Origin of the sequence: Streptomyces sp. NBC_00637 (assembly GCF_045161545.1) — a bacterium.
Lineage (GTDB): Bacteria > Actinomycetota > Actinomycetes > Streptomycetales > Streptomycetaceae > Streptomyces.
In genome coordinates, this window is sequence record NZ_CP109046.1 from 6,733,922 (window position 1) to 6,749,892 (window position 15,971).

The 15,971-nt window shown below is 72.9% G+C and carries 17 protein-coding genes; 7 read left to right on the forward strand and 10 right to left on the reverse strand.

Annotated elements, in window-relative coordinates; all coding sequences use genetic code 11:
• Positions 1 to 5 precede the first annotated feature (5 nt).
• Together OG440_RS29580 and OG440_RS29585 are read left to right on the forward strand one after the other, a co-directional pair.
• Complete coding sequence (locus OG440_RS29580) at positions 6 to 3,608, forward strand: DNA polymerase III subunit alpha (protein WP_406009819.1); 3,603 nt, start codon at positions 6 to 8, stop codon at positions 3,606 to 3,608.
• A complete protein-coding gene (locus tag OG440_RS29585; protein WP_406009820.1) occupies positions 3,605 to 4,573 on the forward strand; it encodes a DNA polymerase thumb domain-containing protein in 969 nt (322 codons plus the stop codon). Before OG440_RS29580 ends, OG440_RS29585 begins: the two co-directional genes overlap by 4 nt.
• A 22-nt stretch (positions 4,574 to 4,595) precedes the next feature.
• Here OG440_RS29585 and OG440_RS29590 read toward each other — a convergent pair whose 3' ends face one another.
• Complete coding sequence (locus OG440_RS29590) at positions 4,596 to 4,970, reverse strand: cupin domain-containing protein (protein WP_406009821.1); 375 nt, start codon at positions 4,968 to 4,970, stop codon at positions 4,596 to 4,598.
• A gap of 119 nt (positions 4,971 to 5,089) precedes the next feature.
• On the opposite strand from OG440_RS29590, the gene OG440_RS29595 reads away from it, so the two are divergent.
• Positions 5,090 to 5,533 carry a MarR family winged helix-turn-helix transcriptional regulator gene (locus OG440_RS29595; RefSeq protein ID WP_406009822.1) on the forward strand — a complete coding sequence of 148 codons (444 nt, stop codon included), beginning with the start codon at positions 5,090 to 5,092 and terminating at the stop codon, positions 5,531 to 5,533.
• Between the two features lie 172 nt (positions 5,534 to 5,705).
• Complete coding sequence (locus OG440_RS29600) at positions 5,706 to 6,575, forward strand: esterase/lipase family protein (protein ID WP_406009823.1); 870 nt, start codon at positions 5,706 to 5,708, stop codon at positions 6,573 to 6,575.
• Positions 6,576 to 6,659: 84 nt separating this feature from the next.
• On the opposite strand, the gene OG440_RS29605 is transcribed toward OG440_RS29600, so the two are convergent.
• Positions 6,660 to 7,706 carry a lytic polysaccharide monooxygenase gene (locus tag OG440_RS29605; protein WP_406009824.1) on the reverse strand — a complete coding sequence of 349 codons (1,047 nt, stop codon included), beginning with the start codon at positions 7,704 to 7,706 and terminating at the stop codon, positions 6,660 to 6,662.
• A gap of 152 nt (positions 7,707 to 7,858) precedes the next feature.
• Here OG440_RS29605 and OG440_RS29610 point away from each other — a divergent pair, with 152 nt between their 5' ends.
• Positions 7,859 to 8,320 (forward strand): GNAT family N-acetyltransferase, encoded by a 462-nt coding sequence (locus tag OG440_RS29610; RefSeq protein ID WP_406009825.1) that lies wholly within the window; start codon positions 7,859 to 7,861, stop codon positions 8,318 to 8,320.
• Between the two features lie 12 nt (positions 8,321 to 8,332).
• Here OG440_RS29610 and OG440_RS29615 read toward each other — a convergent pair whose 3' ends face one another.
• Positions 8,333 to 8,467: a hypothetical protein gene (locus OG440_RS29615; protein WP_406009826.1), complete on the reverse strand. Its 135-nt coding sequence runs from the start codon at positions 8,465 to 8,467 to the stop codon at positions 8,333 to 8,335.
• 140 nt (positions 8,468 to 8,607) lie between these two features.
• Here OG440_RS29615 and OG440_RS29620 point away from each other — a divergent pair, with 140 nt between their 5' ends.
• Positions 8,608 to 9,222, forward strand: a complete 615-nt coding sequence (locus OG440_RS29620) for a class I SAM-dependent methyltransferase (protein ID WP_406009827.1) — start codon at positions 8,608 to 8,610, stop codon at positions 9,220 to 9,222.
• Positions 9,223 to 9,327: 105 nt separating this feature from the next.
• Here OG440_RS29620 and OG440_RS29625 read toward each other — a convergent pair whose 3' ends face one another.
• Together OG440_RS29625 and OG440_RS29630 are read right to left on the reverse strand one after the other, a co-directional pair.
• On the reverse strand, positions 9,328 to 9,831 hold the full coding sequence (locus OG440_RS29625) for a DUF402 domain-containing protein (RefSeq protein WP_406009828.1): 504 nt from the start codon (positions 9,829 to 9,831) through the stop codon (positions 9,328 to 9,330).
• Positions 9,812 to 10,741: a GNAT family N-acetyltransferase gene (locus OG440_RS29630; protein WP_406009829.1), complete on the reverse strand. Its 930-nt coding sequence runs from the start codon at positions 10,739 to 10,741 to the stop codon at positions 9,812 to 9,814. The genes OG440_RS29625 and OG440_RS29630 overlap by 20 nt, the downstream gene beginning before the upstream one ends.
• A gap of 95 nt (positions 10,742 to 10,836) precedes the next feature.
• On the opposite strand from OG440_RS29630, the gene OG440_RS29635 reads away from it, so the two are divergent.
• Positions 10,837 to 11,205 carry a GntR family transcriptional regulator gene (locus tag OG440_RS29635; protein WP_406009830.1) on the forward strand — a complete coding sequence of 123 codons (369 nt, stop codon included), beginning with the start codon at positions 10,837 to 10,839 and terminating at the stop codon, positions 11,203 to 11,205.
• Between the two features lie 68 nt (positions 11,206 to 11,273).
• On the opposite strand, the gene OG440_RS29640 is transcribed toward OG440_RS29635, so the two are convergent.
• The 5 genes from OG440_RS29640 to OG440_RS29660 all read right to left on the reverse strand — a co-directional run bounded on the left by OG440_RS29640 (position 11,274) and on the right by OG440_RS29660 (position 15,923).
• Positions 11,274 to 12,047, reverse strand: a complete 774-nt coding sequence (locus OG440_RS29640; RefSeq protein ID WP_406009831.1) for a DUF72 domain-containing protein — start codon at positions 12,045 to 12,047, stop codon at positions 11,274 to 11,276.
• A 16-nt stretch (positions 12,048 to 12,063) separates the two neighbouring features.
• Positions 12,064 to 13,158, reverse strand: a complete 1,095-nt coding sequence (locus OG440_RS29645; RefSeq protein ID WP_406009832.1) for a DUF5925 domain-containing protein — start codon at positions 13,156 to 13,158, stop codon at positions 12,064 to 12,066.
• Positions 13,159 to 13,315: 157 nt separating this feature from the next.
• On the reverse strand, positions 13,316 to 14,101 hold the full coding sequence (locus tag OG440_RS29650) for a polysaccharide deacetylase family protein (protein WP_406009833.1): 786 nt from the start codon (positions 14,099 to 14,101) through the stop codon (positions 13,316 to 13,318).
• A complete protein-coding gene (locus tag OG440_RS29655; protein WP_406009834.1) occupies positions 14,098 to 15,096 on the reverse strand; it encodes a glycosyltransferase family 2 protein in 999 nt (332 codons plus the stop codon). The genes OG440_RS29650 and OG440_RS29655 overlap by 4 nt, the downstream gene beginning before the upstream one ends.
• A complete protein-coding gene (locus tag OG440_RS29660; RefSeq protein ID WP_406009835.1) occupies positions 15,093 to 15,923 on the reverse strand; it encodes a glycosyltransferase family 2 protein in 831 nt (276 codons plus the stop codon). The genes OG440_RS29655 and OG440_RS29660 overlap by 4 nt, the downstream gene beginning before the upstream one ends.
• Between the last annotated feature and the right edge of the window lie 48 nt (positions 15,924 to 15,971).

The window sequence follows — 15,971 nt, forward strand, 5'->3', positions numbered from 1 at the left end:
TGTGGATGTCAGGGTTCACACATCTGCACACCGTCTCCGGGTTCTCCCTGCGCTACGGCGCCTCGCACCCGGAGCGGCTGGCCGAGCGCGCCTCGGAACGGGGCATGGACGCCCTCGCCCTCACCGACCGCGACACCCTCGCCGGCTCGGTCCGCTTCGCCAAGGCCTGCGCGAAGGCGGGCGTGCGTCCGCTGTTCGGGGTGGACCTGGCGGTGGCACCCCCCGAGCGGCCGACGGGCGACGCGTCCGTACGACGGGACAGGCGCCGCACCCCCGTGCGCGGCGGCGCCTTCATCGACGAGTCGACACCCCGCGTCACCTTCCTCGCCCGCGACGGCGCCCGGGGCTGGGGCGACCTGTGCCGGATCGTCACGGCCGCCCACGAGGGCGAGGGCACCCCGTTGCTGCCCTGGGCCGGGAACCACGGCGCCGGCCTGACCGTCCTGCTCGGCCCCGCCTCCGACGTCGGCCGCGCGCTCGCCGCGGGCCGTCCGGACCGCGCGGCGAAACTCCTCGTCCCCTGGCGTGAGGTGTACGGCGACGCCCTGCGGCTGGAGGCCGTCTGGCACGGGCGCACCGGCACCGGACCCGGTTCCCTGCGGCTGGCCGCCCGCACCGTCGGCTTCGCCGCCGAGCAGCGGATCCGGCCCGTCCTCAGCAACGCCGTCCGGTACGCCGACCCCGGTCAGGGCCCGGTCGCGGACGTCCTGGACGCCGCCCGGCGGCTGGTCCCCGTCGACCCGGCGAAGGGACTGGACTCCGGGGAGGCCTGGCTCAAGGACGCGGGCGCGATGCTGCGCGCGGCCGAGCGGATCGTCGAGGCCGCGGGGTACCGGCGCGACACCGCGCACCACCTGCTGGAACAGACGCGTGCGACGGCCGCCGCGTGCCTGGTCGACCCCGAGGACGACCTGGGTATGGGCGCCGTCCACTTTCCCGAGCCGCACCTCGTCGGCGCGGGCCGCCGCACCGCCCAGCGGACGCTGGCCTCCCGGGCGGCGGCCGGGATGGTGCTGCGCGGTCACTCCGGGAAGCGCGCCTACTGGGAGCGGATGCACCGGGAGCTGGACATCATCGCCCACCACGGCTTCGCCTCGTACTTCCTGACGGTCGCCCAGGTCGTGGACGACGTGCGGGGGATGGGCATCCGGGTCGCGGCCCGCGGTTCCGGCGCGGGATCGCTGGTGAACCACCTGCTCGGCATCGCGAACGCCGATCCCGTCGAGCACGGGCTGCTGATGGAGCGCTTCCTGTCCAAGGAGCGGGTCGTGCTGCCCGACATCGACATCGACGTGGAGTCCGCGCGCCGGCTGGAGGTCTACCGGGCGATCATCGGCAGGTTCGGCACCGAGCGGGTCGCGACGGTCGCGATGCCGGAGACGTACCGGGTGCGCCACGCGATCCGGGACGTCGGCGCGGCCCTGTCCATGGATCCGGCCGACATCGACCGCATCGCCAAGTCCTTCCCGCACATCCGGGCGCGCGACGCCCGGGCGGCGCTGGAGGAACTGCCCGAACTCAGGTCGCTGGCGGGGGAGAAGGAGCGGTACGGACGGCTCTGGGAGCTGGTCGAGTCCCTCGACGCCCTCCCGCGCGGGGTCGCCATGCATCCGTGCGGGGTGCTCCTCTCCGACGCCTCCCTGCTCTCCCGCACGCCGGTCATGCCGACCAGCGGCGAGGGGTTCCCCATGGCCCAGTTCGACAAGGACGACGTCGAGGACCTCGGGCTGCTCAAGCTGGACGTGCTGGGCGTGCGGATGCAGTCGGCGATGGCGCACGCGGTGGGCGAGGTGGCGCGGGCGACGGGGGAGCGGATCGACCTGGACACGCTGAAGGGCGGCGACCCGGCGACGTACCGGCTCATCCAGTCGACCGAGACGCTGGGATGTTTCCAGATCGAGTCGCCGGGCCAGCGGGACCTGGTGGGGCGGTTGCAGCCGGCCACCTTCCACGATCTCGTCGTCGACATCTCCCTCTTCCGGCCCGGTCCGGTCGCCGCCGACATGGTGCGGCCGTTCATCGAGGCGCGGCACGGGCGGGCGCCGGTCCGGTATCCGCACCCGGATCTGGCGGAGCCGCTGCGTGGCACCTACGGGGTCGTGGTCTTCCACGAGCAGATCATCGACATCGTCGCCATCATGACCGGCTGCGGGCGCGGTGAGGCGGACCGGATCAGGCGCGGGCTGTCGGACCCGGAGTCGCAGGGCCGGATCAAGGTGTGGTTCGCGCAGCACGCGGCGGCCGGCGGATATGACGCAGAAACGATTCAGCGGACCTGGGAGATCATCGAGGCGTTCGGCTCGTACGGCTTCTGCAAGGCGCACGCCGTCGCCTTCGCCGTGCCGACGTACCAGTCGGCGTGGCTGAAGGCGCACCACCCGGCCGCCTTCTACGCGGGGCTGCTCACCCACGACCCCGGGATGTACCCGAAGCGGCTGCTGCTGGCGGACGCGCGGCGGCGGGGGGTGCCGGTACTGCCGTTGGACGTGAACAGGTCGGCGGTCGCCCATCGGATCGAACTGGTGTCTGATTCCGAATCAGGGGGCGAGGCAGATCCGGGGGGTCCGAAGAACCCGGGGGGTCCGGGGACCTGGGGACTGCGGCTCGCCCTGTCCGACGTGTACGGCATCACCGAGGCCGAGGCGGCACGGATCGCGGACGGGCAGCCGTACGCCTCACTGCTGGACTTCTGGGAACGGGCGCGGCCGAGCCGCCCGCTCGCCGCGCGGCTCGCGCAGGTCGGCGCACTGGACGCGTTCGGCGCCAACCGGCGTGATCTGCAACTGCACCTGACCGAGCTGCACCGGGGCGCCCGGGGCGCGGGCGGCGGCCAACTCCCCCTGGCCGGCGGGCGGAAGACCACCCCGGCCGGGCTGCCGGACCTGTCCTCTGCCGAGAAGCTCAGCGCCGAACTGGGCGTGCTGTCCATGGACGCCTCACGCCATCTGATGGACGACCACCGCGGTTTCCTCGACGAACTGGGCGTGCTGTCGGCGCGCCGGCTGCGCGAGACCCGGCACGGCGAGACGGTTCTCGTGGCGGGCGCCAAGGCGGCCACCCAGACCCCGCCGATCCGGTCCGGCAAGCGGGTCATCTTCACCACCCTGGACGACGGCACCGGCCTGGTCGACCTCGCCTTCTTCGACGACTCCCACGACGCCTGCGCGCACACCGTCTTCCACTCCTGGCTGCTGCTGGTGCGCGGAGTGGTGCAGCGGCGCGGCCCGCGCAGCCTCAGCGTGGTGGGCGCCGCCGTCTGGAACCTCGCCGAACTGCTGGAGGTGCGCCGGGACGAGGGGCTGGAAGGGGTCGCGGCCCGGCTGGCCGACCCCGGGGCCCCGGACGCGGGTGCCCCTGAGCCAGGGGCCTCCGAGGCGGGGGCCTCCGAGGCGGGTGTCGACGGCGACGGCCCGGCGCGCAGTCGGCTCGCCGGTTCGGACGGGCTGCCCGCACCGGCGGGCTCGGCCGCCCAGGACGCGATGGAACGGCGTCGCATCCGCATGCCCACGGGGTACGAGATGCACCCCTGGGCCGATCTGCGCCCCGCGGGCGAAGGGCCCGCGGTGGGAAGGAAGTTGTGGCACCGGAGTCCGGGGAGTGCGGGATGACCATCCTCTGCGTACGTTTCCAGCTGTCCTCCACGGGCGAGGCCGCCCTGCCGGCGCTGCTCGGGCTGCTGGAGGAGTTCACGCCGGTCGTCGAGGCGTTGCCGCCGGACGGGGCGCTGGCCGATCTGCGCGGCGCCGAACGGTACTTCGGGCGCACCGCGGTCGAGCTGGCGTCGGTGATCAGGGTGCGCGCGCTCGCGCTGCACGGGGTCGACTGCGTGATCGGCGCGGGCCCCGGCCCGATGTCGGCCCGCATGGCGCTGCGGGGCGCCCGGCCCGGGGTGACGTGCGCGGTCCCCGAGGACGGGGTGCGGGAGTTCCTCGCCGAGAGGCCCGTCGTCGCGCTGCCCGGTGTCGGTACGGCGACCGCCCGCACCCTGTGCGAGTACGGCCTCGACACCCTCGGCCGGGTCGCCGCCGCCCCCCTGTCCACGCTCCAGCGCCTGGTCGGCGCGAAGGCGGGCCGGGACCTGCACGAGAAGGCGAACGGCGTCGACCGCGGCCGGGTCGTGCCGAACGCCGTGTCCCGCTCATTGGCCACGGAACGTCCCTTCGGACGCGACGAGCTGGACCCCGACCGGCATCGCCGCGCGCTCCTGTCGGCCGCCGGGGAACTGGGCGCCCGGCTGCGGGCCGTGGAGAAGGTCTGCCGCACCCTGACCCTCACCGTGCGCTACGCCGACCGCTCCTCCACCACCCGCAGCCGCACCCTCCAGGAGCCCACCGCGCACTCGGCGGCCCTGACGAGAACGGCGTACGGCCTGTACGAGGCGCTCGGTCTCCAGCGCGCCCGGGTCCGCGCGATCGTCCTGCGCGCCGAGGCCCTCGGCCCCGCCGACCAGGCCTCCCACCAGCTCACCTTCGATCCCGTGGACGAGAAGGTCCGTCTGATCGAGGAGGTGGCCGACCGGGTGCGGGCGAAGTTCGGGCCGGGGGCGCTGAAGCCCGGGACGCTGGCGGCGTGAGCGAACGGCACCCGGAACGGGATCAGTTGGCCCACGGGGGAGTGATCCGGGTCCCGTCGGCCAGCTCCGCCTCCAGGCCGATGGACGTGGTGACCCACGAGAGCGCGGTGTGGTCGGTCGGATTCTCGACGGCCAGGGTGGCCCCGGGGTTGACGATCACCGTGTCGCCGGCCCTGATCCGCTCGGCGCGGCCGTCGAGCGTGAGGATCAGCTCGCCGACGAGCAGATGGAAGATCTCCTCCCGGTTGACGGTGTGTGCGGGCGCCTTCGTCCCGGCGGGGATCTCGCCTCTCCAGGCGCACAGCTCCTTGCTGCCGGTGAGGGGGGTCGCGTACGAGACGAAGCGGGCGCCGTGGATCTCGTGGGTGACGGCGTCGGACGAACGGACGACGGGCATGGGTGTCTCCTGCCGGTTTCGGTTTCTGCCGACCGCTCGACAAATGGTCAAGCGGCTTGACTATGTTTGCCTATAGTCAAGCTGCTTGACCAACCTGTCAAGGATGTTTCAATGCGGAGGTGCAGAACTCCGAAGCCCTTGCCCTGAGCGCCGCCCTGCTCGCCACCGCGGGTGAGCTCACCCGGCGCATCAACGACGGCGTCGTCGCCCGCGGGTTCGAAGGGCGGCCCGCCTACGGCTTCGCCTTCACCCGGCTCGCCCCGGACGGCGCCACGGTCACCGAGCTGGGCGCGCACCTCGGGGTCACCAAGCAGGCGGCCAGTCAGCTCGTCGAGGAGCTCGTGCGGAAGGGGTATGTCGAGCGCCGACCGCATCCCGGGGATGCGCGGGCCCGGTTGATCGTGCTCACCGAGCGCGGTTGGGAGTGCACCCGGGCGGCGGAGGAGGCGGCCGCCGATGCGGTGCGGGCCTGGGCCGCGGTGCTCGGCGAGGGTGAAGTGCGGGTTCTGTGCGATCGGTTGTCGCGTATTGCCCCCCACGGTCCCCTTCGGCCCGTTTGGTGACGGCATATCAGTGATCCAGGGCCGCGGTGGTTATCACTGGAAGTTTTTACCGACGCGTAACTTCACAGTTCAGCTACTCGCCCGTAACTTGACGAGTGAACAGCATCCTCGTGATCCGGGTCACAGGGCGTAAGGCCATCGCACCTCCCTTGAGCCGCAAGGAGATCACCCGATGCTGCCCTGGAAACGCGCGCTCAGACCCCTCGCCGCACTGCTGCTGGCCGCCGCGGCCGCCACCGTCCCCGCCACCGCCGCCCACGCCGACTCCACCGCCACCGCCTCGTCGAGCGGCTGGAACGACTACCGCTGCAAGCCCTCCGCCGCCCACCCCCGCCCCGTCGTCCTCGTGCACGGCACCTTCGGCAACTCCGTCGACAACTGGCTGGCCCTCGCCCCCTATCTCACGGTCCGCGGCTACTGCGTCTTCTCCGTCGACTACGGCCAGCTGCCGGGCGTCCCGCTCTTCAACGGCCTCGGCCCCATCGACAAGTCGGCCGCCCAGCTCTCGGCCTTCGTCGACAAGGTGCTCGCCGCGACCGGCGCCGGCGAGGCCGACCTCGTCGGCCACTCACAGGGCGGCCTGATGCCGCGCTACTACCTGAAGTTCCTCGGCGGAGCCGCCAAGGTCAACGCGCTCGTCGGCATCGCCCCCGACAACCACGGCACCACGCTGAGCGGACTCGCCAACCTGCTGCCCTACTTCCCGGGCGCGCAGGACCTGCTCTCGGCCGCCACCCCCGGCCTCGCCGACCAGGTCGCCGGATCGGCCTTCCTGACCAAACTCAACGCGGGCGGCGACACCGTCGCGGGCGTCCGCTACACCGTCATCGCGACCAAGTACGACGAGGTCGTCACGCCGTGGCGCACCCAGTACCTCAGCGGATCCGACGTGCACAACGTCCTGCTCCAGGACCTGTGCCCGGTGGACATCTCCGAGCACGTGGCGATCGGTCTGCTCGACCGGATCGCCTTCCACGAAGTGGCCAACGCGCTCGACCCGGCCCACGCCACCGCCACCACCTGCGCGTCCGTCTTCAGCTGACGCGCAGGTGATCCGCCGGGGCCTGTCCGACCTGAGCCGCCGGTCAGGCCCCGGAGCCTTGATAAGTGCCGAGGGGACGGCGGCTCAGCGGCCGTGCCGTCCGCCGCTCACCGCCCGCCTGCGCACGGACCCGAACAGCAGTGCCGCGCCCAGCGCCAGGACGGCCGCGCCGCCCACCGCGAGAGAGGGGGCGTTGCCGTCGCCGCCGGTCTCGGCGAGGCTCTCGCCCGAACCCGAGCCGACACCGGCCGCCCTCGGCCCGTCGGCCGCGACGGACGGCTCGGCCGCGGCGGAGGGCCCGGCCGCGGCGGAGGGCCCGGTGGTGGGGTCGGTCGTCGGGTCGGCCGTCGTGGTGGCGTCGTCGTCCCCGTGACCGTGGTGCTCGACCGTCGACTTGTCGGCACCGTCCTCGATCTGCTCCTCGGAGGGCGCGGAGGCGGACGGCGCGGTACCGGTTCCCGTCGCCGTGCCTGTACCGGCGCCCGTGCCCGCGAAGGCGACGTCCGAGCAGGAGTAGAACGCCTCCGGGCTGTCCGAGCGCTGCCAGATCGCGTACAGCAGGTGCTTGCCCGACCGCTCGGGCAGGGTCCCGGAGAAGGTGTAGAAGCCGCCCGACGCGACCGGGTCGGTGGCCGTCGCCACCGGGTGCCCGAGGTCGAGGTCGGACCAGGCCAGGGGTCCGGACGGGTCGTAGCCGGCCTTGGTGAGGTAGACCTTGAAGGTGCCCTTGTGCGGGGCGGTCACGCGGTACTTGAAGGTGTACGAGCCGCCGCCGACGCTCGTCGCCGGCCAGTCGGCGCGGGCCAGGTCCAGGCCCTTGAACTCCTCGTTGCCCGCGCTGCACAGCCTGCCGTCCGGGATCAGCTCCTGGTGGCGGCCGTTCGCGTCGCCGATGCGGATGCCGTTCCAGTCGTACAGCGCCTGGGTCCCGCCTGCCGCGACCGCGGCCCCGCAGGCGGCCGACCTCGGGCTCTCCGGACCCTCCGCGTAGCACTGGGCGACCCGGCTGACCGGATCGCCCATCGACCCGTGCGCGGCCGCGGGCGCGGCGGACAACACGGTCAGGGCCGCCGGGAGCAGCCCGACGGAGGCGACGGCGGCGACGGCGGACACCTTGCGGCGTGCGGGCATGGGGGAACTCCTCGGAACCGGAACAGGTGGTGGCCTGATGTGTGCCGGAACCAAGAAACCGCGAAATCGCCTGCCCGGGGCGGTCCGTGACGATCTTTAGGGTCGCCTTAAGGAAGCGCTGAGCCGGGGATCAGGTAGGTAGCGTTCGGAGCATGACGAGCGAGGAGATCCGGCCCGCCACGGCGGCCGACGTGCCGGCCGTGAAGGCCGTGACGGACGCGGCGTACGCGCACTACATCGAGCGCATCGGGCAGGTGCCGCAACCCATGGAGGCGGACCACGCGGCCGACGTCGCCGCGGGGAAGGTGTTCGTGACCGGCGACCCGCTCACCGGCGGGGTGGTCGGCCTCGTGGTGGTCGAGGCGTTCACCGACCACCTGTTCCTCGACAGCATCGCCGTCCGTCCCGACGCCCACGGCACGGGCGTCGGGCGGCGGCTGCTGCGCTTCGTGGACGCACACGCGCGTGCGCTGGGGCTGCCCGAGGTCAGGCTCTACACCAACGCGATGATGTGGGAGAACCAGGAGATCTACCCGAAGTACGGCTACACGGTCGTGGAACGCCGTGTGGACGGACCGTACGACCGCGTTCACTACCGCAAGCGGCTGGACTGAACGCGGTGGCCCTCAGCCGTCCGGCCACCAGGTGCGTGCGATGTCCTTGCGCACCTCGGGGCGTCCGGCAGGCCGTTCGTCCACCTCGTCGCGGGTCCTGCGGGAGTCCGTCTTCTTCAGGGGCTTCTGCACGGTCGTACGGCGCATGGCTGCCTCCTTCAGGAGCTACCGGGTTCCGCGTTGTCACGGAGGTAGACCCTTTGGGGGAGAGTTCCTCATCGGCCCCCCTTCTGTCAGTGGCGGCTGTCACGATTCGATTGTCAGTGGTGGGTGTCACTCTTGGGCACATGAGTGGAAAGAGTGACGAACCGATCGCGCCGGGTGTCGACTGGGACGCGGCGGCGGCCGCCTTCGACGAGGAGCCGGACCACGGTCTGCTGGACCCCGGGGTGCGCGCCGCCTGGGCCCGGCGGCTGCGTGACTGGCTGCCGGAGCACGGCTGCGATCTCCTGGACCTCGGCTGCGGCACCGGCAGCCTGTCGCTCCTCGCGGCCGAACAGGGACATCGGGTGACCGGGGTCGACCTGTCCCCGGCCATGATCGACCTGGCCCGCGCCAAACTGGCCGGGCGTGACGCGGTGTTCCTCCTCGGTGACGCGGCGGCGCCGCCCGTAGGGGAGCAGCGCTTCGACACCCTCCTCGTGCGGCATGTGCTGTGGACCCTGCCCGACCCGGCCCGGGTCCTGCGGCACTGGCGCGGCCTGGTGCGGCCCGGCGGTCGGCTCGTGCTGGTCGAGGGCGTATGGGGGACCGTCACCCCGGTCGGCATACCGGCGGACCGGCTCACCGCCCTGCTTGCCCCGCTGACCGGGCACGCGCGCGTGGAGCGGCTGTCGCAGGACCCGGGGCTGTGGGGCGGGGCGGTGGCGGACGAGCGGTACGCGGTGGTGGCGACGGTGTGAGACGGCGGTGCCGGGCGGTGCCGGTGTGAGACGGCGGTGCGGGAACGCGCCGTGAGGCGCCGGGCCGGCGGCCCCTCACCGTCGGGGTGAGAGGCCGGCGATCCCTCACTCCAGCAGTGACTCCAGGCCGCCCTCGACGGTGGCGAACCCCTCCAGTTCGTCCAGGGCGGTCACCGCGGCGGCCGCGGCCGCCGGGTCCCGCCGCGCCAGCCCGCTCTCCTCGAACTCGTCCTCGTCCAGTCGCCGTACGTCCGTGCCGTCGGCGGAGCGCCACAGGTCCAGGTCGAGATCCTCGACGACCAGTTCGCCGCCGGACAGCGTGGCCGGGCGGGTGACGTCGCAGTACCAGCCCTTCAGAGCCCCCGCCGCGTCGCGGACCTCCTTCACCGCGTACCAGCGGTCCCGCCAGTAGTACTCGGTGAACACGTCGCCCGCCTCGAAGCGGACGAAGCCGAAGTCGCGTACGGCGTCACCGGCCCAGGGGGCGCGCACGGTGATCCGGGTGCCGTCGTCGGACAGCAGCTCGGCCGCGTAACGGATCTTCGTCCGCCCGCCCTTGACGAGGACGACGTCCACCTCACGCACCGGCTCAGCCGAGTTCACGGACATGACGTACCTCCGTCGCACAGATCTCGTACCCGAACCACTTGTTGATCGCGAGCATCGGCCCGTTGTCGGCGTCGTTGCCCGTGTAGGCCTGCTTGTACCCCGCCGCGCGGGCCCGGTGCAGCGAGTCGTTCTTGACGAGCTTGGCAAGGCCCAGTCCGCGACGGGTGCGGGCGGTGCCGGTCATACCGGTGCTGTACCGGCCGGCGCCGTCGGTGTGGGCCACGCTGAAGGCGACCGGGCGGCCGTCGGCCACGGCGACCGAGGTCAGCTCCCGGTCCAGGTGGGGATACTTCCAGTACTCGTCGACCCAGGCCGCGTAGTCCGTGAACTCGGTGGCGATGTCGCCGGGTTCGTCCGAACCCGCCTCCGCGTCCAGGGCGAACAACGGGCGCGGGTCGTCGGCGAAGTCGGCGGCCGTGCGCAGCTCGACGCCGGGCGGTGGGGCCTGGAGCGGCGGCAGCGTGGCGCGGGCCAGGTCCAGCCGGAGGAAGTGCGCGGAGCGGCTCGGCCGGTAGCCGCGCCGTCCGGCGAAAGCCCGGTGAGCCGGCTCGTCCAGGACCCAGGAGAACAGCTTCACCGCCCCGTGGGCCGCCAGATGCTCCTCGGCGGTGCGCACCAGCAGGCGGCCCGCGCCGCGTCCGGTGCGCGCGGGGTCCACGTACACGTTGAGGGACCCCTGGCCGGGCTCCGGACTGTCCGGGGCCAGGCCCACCTGGGCCGTGCCGATGATCTCGCCGTCCTCCACGGCGACCAGCTTGCGGGCGTGGGCGTCGGGGCGGGACAGCGAGAGGCCGTGCAGCACGGAGGCCGGACTGAAGTACACGTAGGGCAGGGCGCGGTGCCGGACCCGGACGAAGCCCTCGATGTCGGCGGGCGCCCCGGGGCGCAGGTCGCGCACGATGACGGTCATGTGAGCGCACGCTACGGTCGGGCGGCGCCCCGGTGCCTCCCATTTTCGGCTCCGTCCGCGCTTCCGTTCCCCGGTGGGTGCGGGACAATCGGGCCGTGACCTTGAAGATCCACATCGATGAGAGCGCCGCGCCCTACGAGCAGGTGCGGGCGCAGATCGCCGAGCAGGCGCGGTCGGGAGCGCTGCCGGTCGGGTACCGGCTGCCGACGGTGCGCGGGCTGGCCGAGTCGCTCGGCCTCGCCGCGAACACCGTCGCCAAGGCGTACCGGGCCCTGGAGGGGGACGGGGTGATCGAGACCCGGGGGCGCAACGGCACGTTCGTCGCTGCGGCCGGACCGGCGGCGGAGCGGGAGGCGGCGGGCGCCGCACAGGCCTACGCCGAGCGGGTGCTGCGGCTGGGACTGACCGAGGAACAGGCGTCGGCCGCCGTGCGGGACGCCCTGCGGGCGGCCTACGGGCGGTGACCGGCGACCTGCGGTGACCAGCACGCCGTGGTGATCGACGGTGTGCGGGGCTCAGCGGTGGGTGGTGCTCAGCGGTGGGTGGCGAGCGCGCCCGGCGTACGGGTCACCTTCAGACCCGCCCGCTCCGCCGTCCGCCCGAACAGTGCCGCGTTCTCCACCGCCGCGCCGCCGGGGTCGTTGTTGAAGTAGGCGTAGACGTCGGACCCGGCCGCCCAGGTCGTCGCGACGCGGTCCAGCCAGGTCTCCAGGGCACGGCGGCCGTAGTGCGGCCAGGGGTGGGCCCGGCCCTGGTGGAAGCGGACGTACCCCCAGTCCGTGGTGCGCCACAGCGGGGTGACCGGGCGGGAGCGGGCGTCCGCCCAGCACAGCGCCGCGCCCCGGGCCCGCAGCACGTCCCGCACCTCGGGGGTCCACCACGACTCGTGGCGAGGCTCCACCGCGACGCGCGTACCCGACGGGAAGCAGGACAGGCAGGCGTCCAGCAGCCCGGTGTCGGCCCGCAGGGTCGGCGGCAGCTGGAGCAGCACCGGGCCGAGACGGTCGCCGAGGCCGGCCGCGTGGGTCATCAGGCGCCGTACCGGCTCCTCGGGGTCCTTCAGCCGCTTGATGTGGGTCAGATAGCGGCTCGCCTTCACCGCGACCACGAAGTCCGCCGGGACGCGCTCGGCCCAGGACGCGAAGGTCTCCCGCGACGGCAGCCGGTAGAAGGCGTTGTTGATCTCGACGGTGGCGAAGTGCCCGGTGTACTCCTCCAGCCACCGCCGCACGGGGACCTCGGGCGGGTACAGGACACCCTTCCAGTCCTTGTACTGCCAGCCGGAGGTGCCGACGTACAGCGTCATACCTCCATCAGAACACCTACAGGTACAGTCCCGCGTCCGTTCTCCCCCGGGGTTCCGGCAGCGAGGTCGGGGAGGTGCCCCGGCGCAGGGCGTACAGCTCCGCGAGCGTCGCCCCCTCGCGGCCGACGCCTTCCTCTGTACCGAGCCAGTCCACGGACTCCCGGCGGGTCAGCGGGCCGACCTCGATACGGGCCAGACAGCGGCCCGGGCGGACGACGGCGGGGTGCAGGCGCTCCAGGTCCTCGTTGGTCGTGACCCCGACCAGGACGTTGCGGCCCTGGCCGAGGAGGCCGTCGGTGAGGTTCAGCAGCCGGGACAGGGCCTGGCCCGCCGTGTGCTTGGCCTCGCCGCGGATCAGCTCGTCGCAGTCCTCCAGGAGCAGCAGCCGCCAGCGGCCCTTGCCGGTGCCGTCCTCCTCGCCGATCGCGATGTCCATCAGATAGCCGACGTCGGAGAAGAGCCGCTCGGGGTCCAGGACGCAGTCCACCTGGCACCACTCCCGCCAGGAGCGGGCCAGGGTGCGCAGCGCCGAGGTCTTGCCGGTGCCGGGCGGGCCGTGAAGCAGGAGCAGCCGGCCGGCGATGTCCTGCGGGGTCGTCCCCATCAGCTCGTCCATCGCCTCGGCGACGGGCGCCGTGTAGTTGGAGCGCACCTCGTCCCAGGTGCCCGCGGAGATCTGCCGGGTGGTGCGGTGCGGGCCGCGCCGCGGCGAGACGTACCAGAAACCCATGGTCACGTTCTCCGGCTGCGGTTCGGGCTCGTCCGCCGCGCCGTCGGTGGCCTGGTCGAGCACCTGCGCGGCCAGTTCGGCGGTGGTCGCGGTGACCGTGACGTCGGCCCCGCGGTTCCAGCGGGAGACCAGCAGCGTCCAGCCGTCGCCCTCGGCCAGGGTGGCGCTGCGGTCCTCGTCGCGGGCGACGCGCAGCACGCGGGCGTGCGGCGGCAGCAGGGTCGCGCCGGAGCGCACGCGGTCGATGTTCACCGCGTGCGAGTACGGCTGCTCGCCCGTCGCGAAGCGGCCGAGGAACAGCGCGTCGACGACATCGGACGGGGAGTCGGAGTCGTCGACGTTGAGCCGGATCGGCAGTGCGTCGTGCGGGGGTGCGGACATGCCGCCATGATCCGGCACAAGAGCCTCGTCCGCACCCGGTTTCCGCAGTGCGCGAGGTACGCCCGGTGTGTCGGATCCGCCGGACGCGGCGAACCGGTCGCGCCGTGCGTGCGGGGCCCCGACAGGCTCGGCCGGGGCCACCCCTCGGAGCCACCCCTCAGGCCGGTCGCCGGAGCCGGCGGGTCCCTCGCACCATCGCGTACCCCTTGGTGAGTGCCCGGTCCCTCGCGAACGTCCGGCCGATCGCCCGGCCTTCGACGAGCCGCTCGAACTCCGCGGTGTCCGTGCCGCGCCGCACCGTCACCCTGCGCAGGGCGTACGGCCCCTGGGCGCGATGGGCGAGGGAGTTGCCCACGGCGACGGCCTGGGCGAACCCGTGTTCGCGTACCGCCCCGCGCACCCGGCGGTTCGAGTAGCCGTACGGATAGGCGAACGACGCGAGCGGGGTGCCCAGTTCGTCGGCGGTGATGTCCCGGCAGCGGGTGAGCTCGGCGTGCAGCCGGGCGCCGCCGAGCTGGTCGAGCTGCGGATGGGTGTGGCTGTGGCCGCCGATCTCCACGCCACCGTCCGCCAGTTCGCGCACCTGCGGCCAGTCCAGCATGGTGTCCAGGGCGCCCCCGGTGTCGTGGGCGCCCCGGATCCAGCCGGTGGTGACGAACAGGGTGGCCGGGAAGCCGTGCTTCGCCAGCGCCGGGAGGGCGTGCCGGTGCACGCCCTCGTAGCCGTCGTCGAAGGTGATCAGGACCGGGCGCTCCGGCAGCGGACGGCCGGACCGCCAACGGGTCGCGAGATCGGCGGTGGTGAGCGGGGTCAGACGCCGGTCCGCGAGCACCGCCATCTGCTCGGCGAACGCCTCGGGCGTGACCGAGAGGGTGCGGGTGGCGTCGTTCGGATCGGCGGCCACCGCGTGGTACATGAGGATCGGCACGCGCCCCGGGGTCACGCGGCCCGCTCCACCTGGTCCACCGAAATCGGCACCACGGCGAACGTCGTCCCCGCCCGCCGGGCCCGCATGCTGCCGACCAGGTACCCGCCGGCCGCCGTCAGCACCCCGGCGACGATCGCGGCCGCCCGCCGGGCCCCGCCGGGCCGGGCCAGCAATTGGTCGCGCAGTCCGCGGACCACACCGGCCGGCAACACCCGGGTGGCGTACCGGCGTTCGGACTCCAGTCCCTTGTCGGCGCCGACGCTGCGCGCGACCAGCGCCTTGGACAGGCCTTCGGCGTAGGTGCGCGTGCGGAAGTACCCGAAGTGCTCACGCGCCTCGGGCACCTTGTGGTGGATCACCGCGCGGTCGTCCATCAGCAGGATCGCGTCGGGTCTCGCGCGGCTGAGCCGGATGCACAGATCCGTCTCCTCGCCGCCCATCGGGCGTTTGTTGCCGTCGCGTCCGATGCCGGTGGCGAAGCCGCCCACGAACTCGAACGCGGTACGCCGGAAGGAGGCGTTGCCGCCGAGGATGTTGCGTACCCGGACCCGGCCGGGCGCCAGGCCCCGGTAGGAGCAGCCCACCACCCAGTCGAACTCCTCGGGGAACCAGTCGGGCCGCCGCCCGGAGGACCAGACCGGTACCGCCCTGCCGCCCACGGCCAGGACCCGGGGATCGGAGTACGGGTCGGCGAACCGGCGCAGCCAGTCCCGTTCGGCGACGGCGTCGTCGTCGAGGAAGGCGACGACCTCGCCCCGGGAGGCGGCGATGCCGGTGTTGCGGCCGGCCGAGAGACCGCGCGGGCCCGCGTTGGGCAGCACCCGCACCTCGCCGGTCTCCTTGTACTCGCTCCTCAGCCGGTCCAGGAGCGTCGGGTTGTGGTCGACGACGAGCAGGGTCTCCAGGGCCGGGTGGGTCTGTGCCCGCACCGAGGCGACCGCCGCGAGGATGTCCTCCCAGCGGTCCTCGGTGTACACACAGATGACGACGGAGACGTCGATCGTGCTCAAGACACCTCTCCCCGGACCGAGTCGAGCATCGGCGAGCGGCGGGCCGCACGGCGCAGCGCACGCCGGTTGGACCGCTCCCTGAGGATCACCCGCAGGACCCGCAGCCCGTCACGGACGGCGCGCAGGTTGCTGACGCCGTGGTAGCGCAGGTACTCGTGACTGGGGATCTCCTGGACCTTCAGCCCGGCCTTGACGACCCGGATGTTGATCAGGGTCTCGATCTCGAAGCCGGTGCAGTCGAGCTCGATCTTGTCCAGGCAGTGCCGCCAGAACGCGTTGTAGCCGTAGCACAGGTCGGTGTAGCGGGCGCCGAACTTGCGGTTGACGATGGCGCACAGAACCCGGTTGCCGAGCCATCGGATGAAGGTCATGTCGTCGGTGCCGCCGCCGTTGGCGAAGCGCGAGCCCTTGGCGAAGTCCGCGCCGGAGACCAGGGCGGACACGTACGACACGATCTCGTTGCCGTCGGCCGAGCCGTCCGCGTCGACCATCACGATGATGTCGCCGCTGCACGCCGCGAAGCCGGTGATCAGGGCGTCGCCCTTGCCCCGGCCCTGCTGTCCGACGACCTTGACACCGGGCCACAGATCACGCGCGACCCGCACGGTGTCGTCGGTGGAGTTGCCGTCGACCAGGACCACTTCGTGGATCCAGTCCGGCAGGGTCTTGAACACGTACGGAAGGTTCTCGGCCTCGTTCATCGCGGGGATGACCACGCTCACCGGTGGCGTGATGGCCAGGTGAGAGGAGATGGGCCGGTACTTGCCGACGGTCGACGGGCTGTCGAGATCCTGGCCCGATGTCGCCGGTTGCAGAACGGAACTCATGAGTCTGGTCCCTCTCGTCCGGTGGGCCGCCCGCCCCTGGGCGGCCAG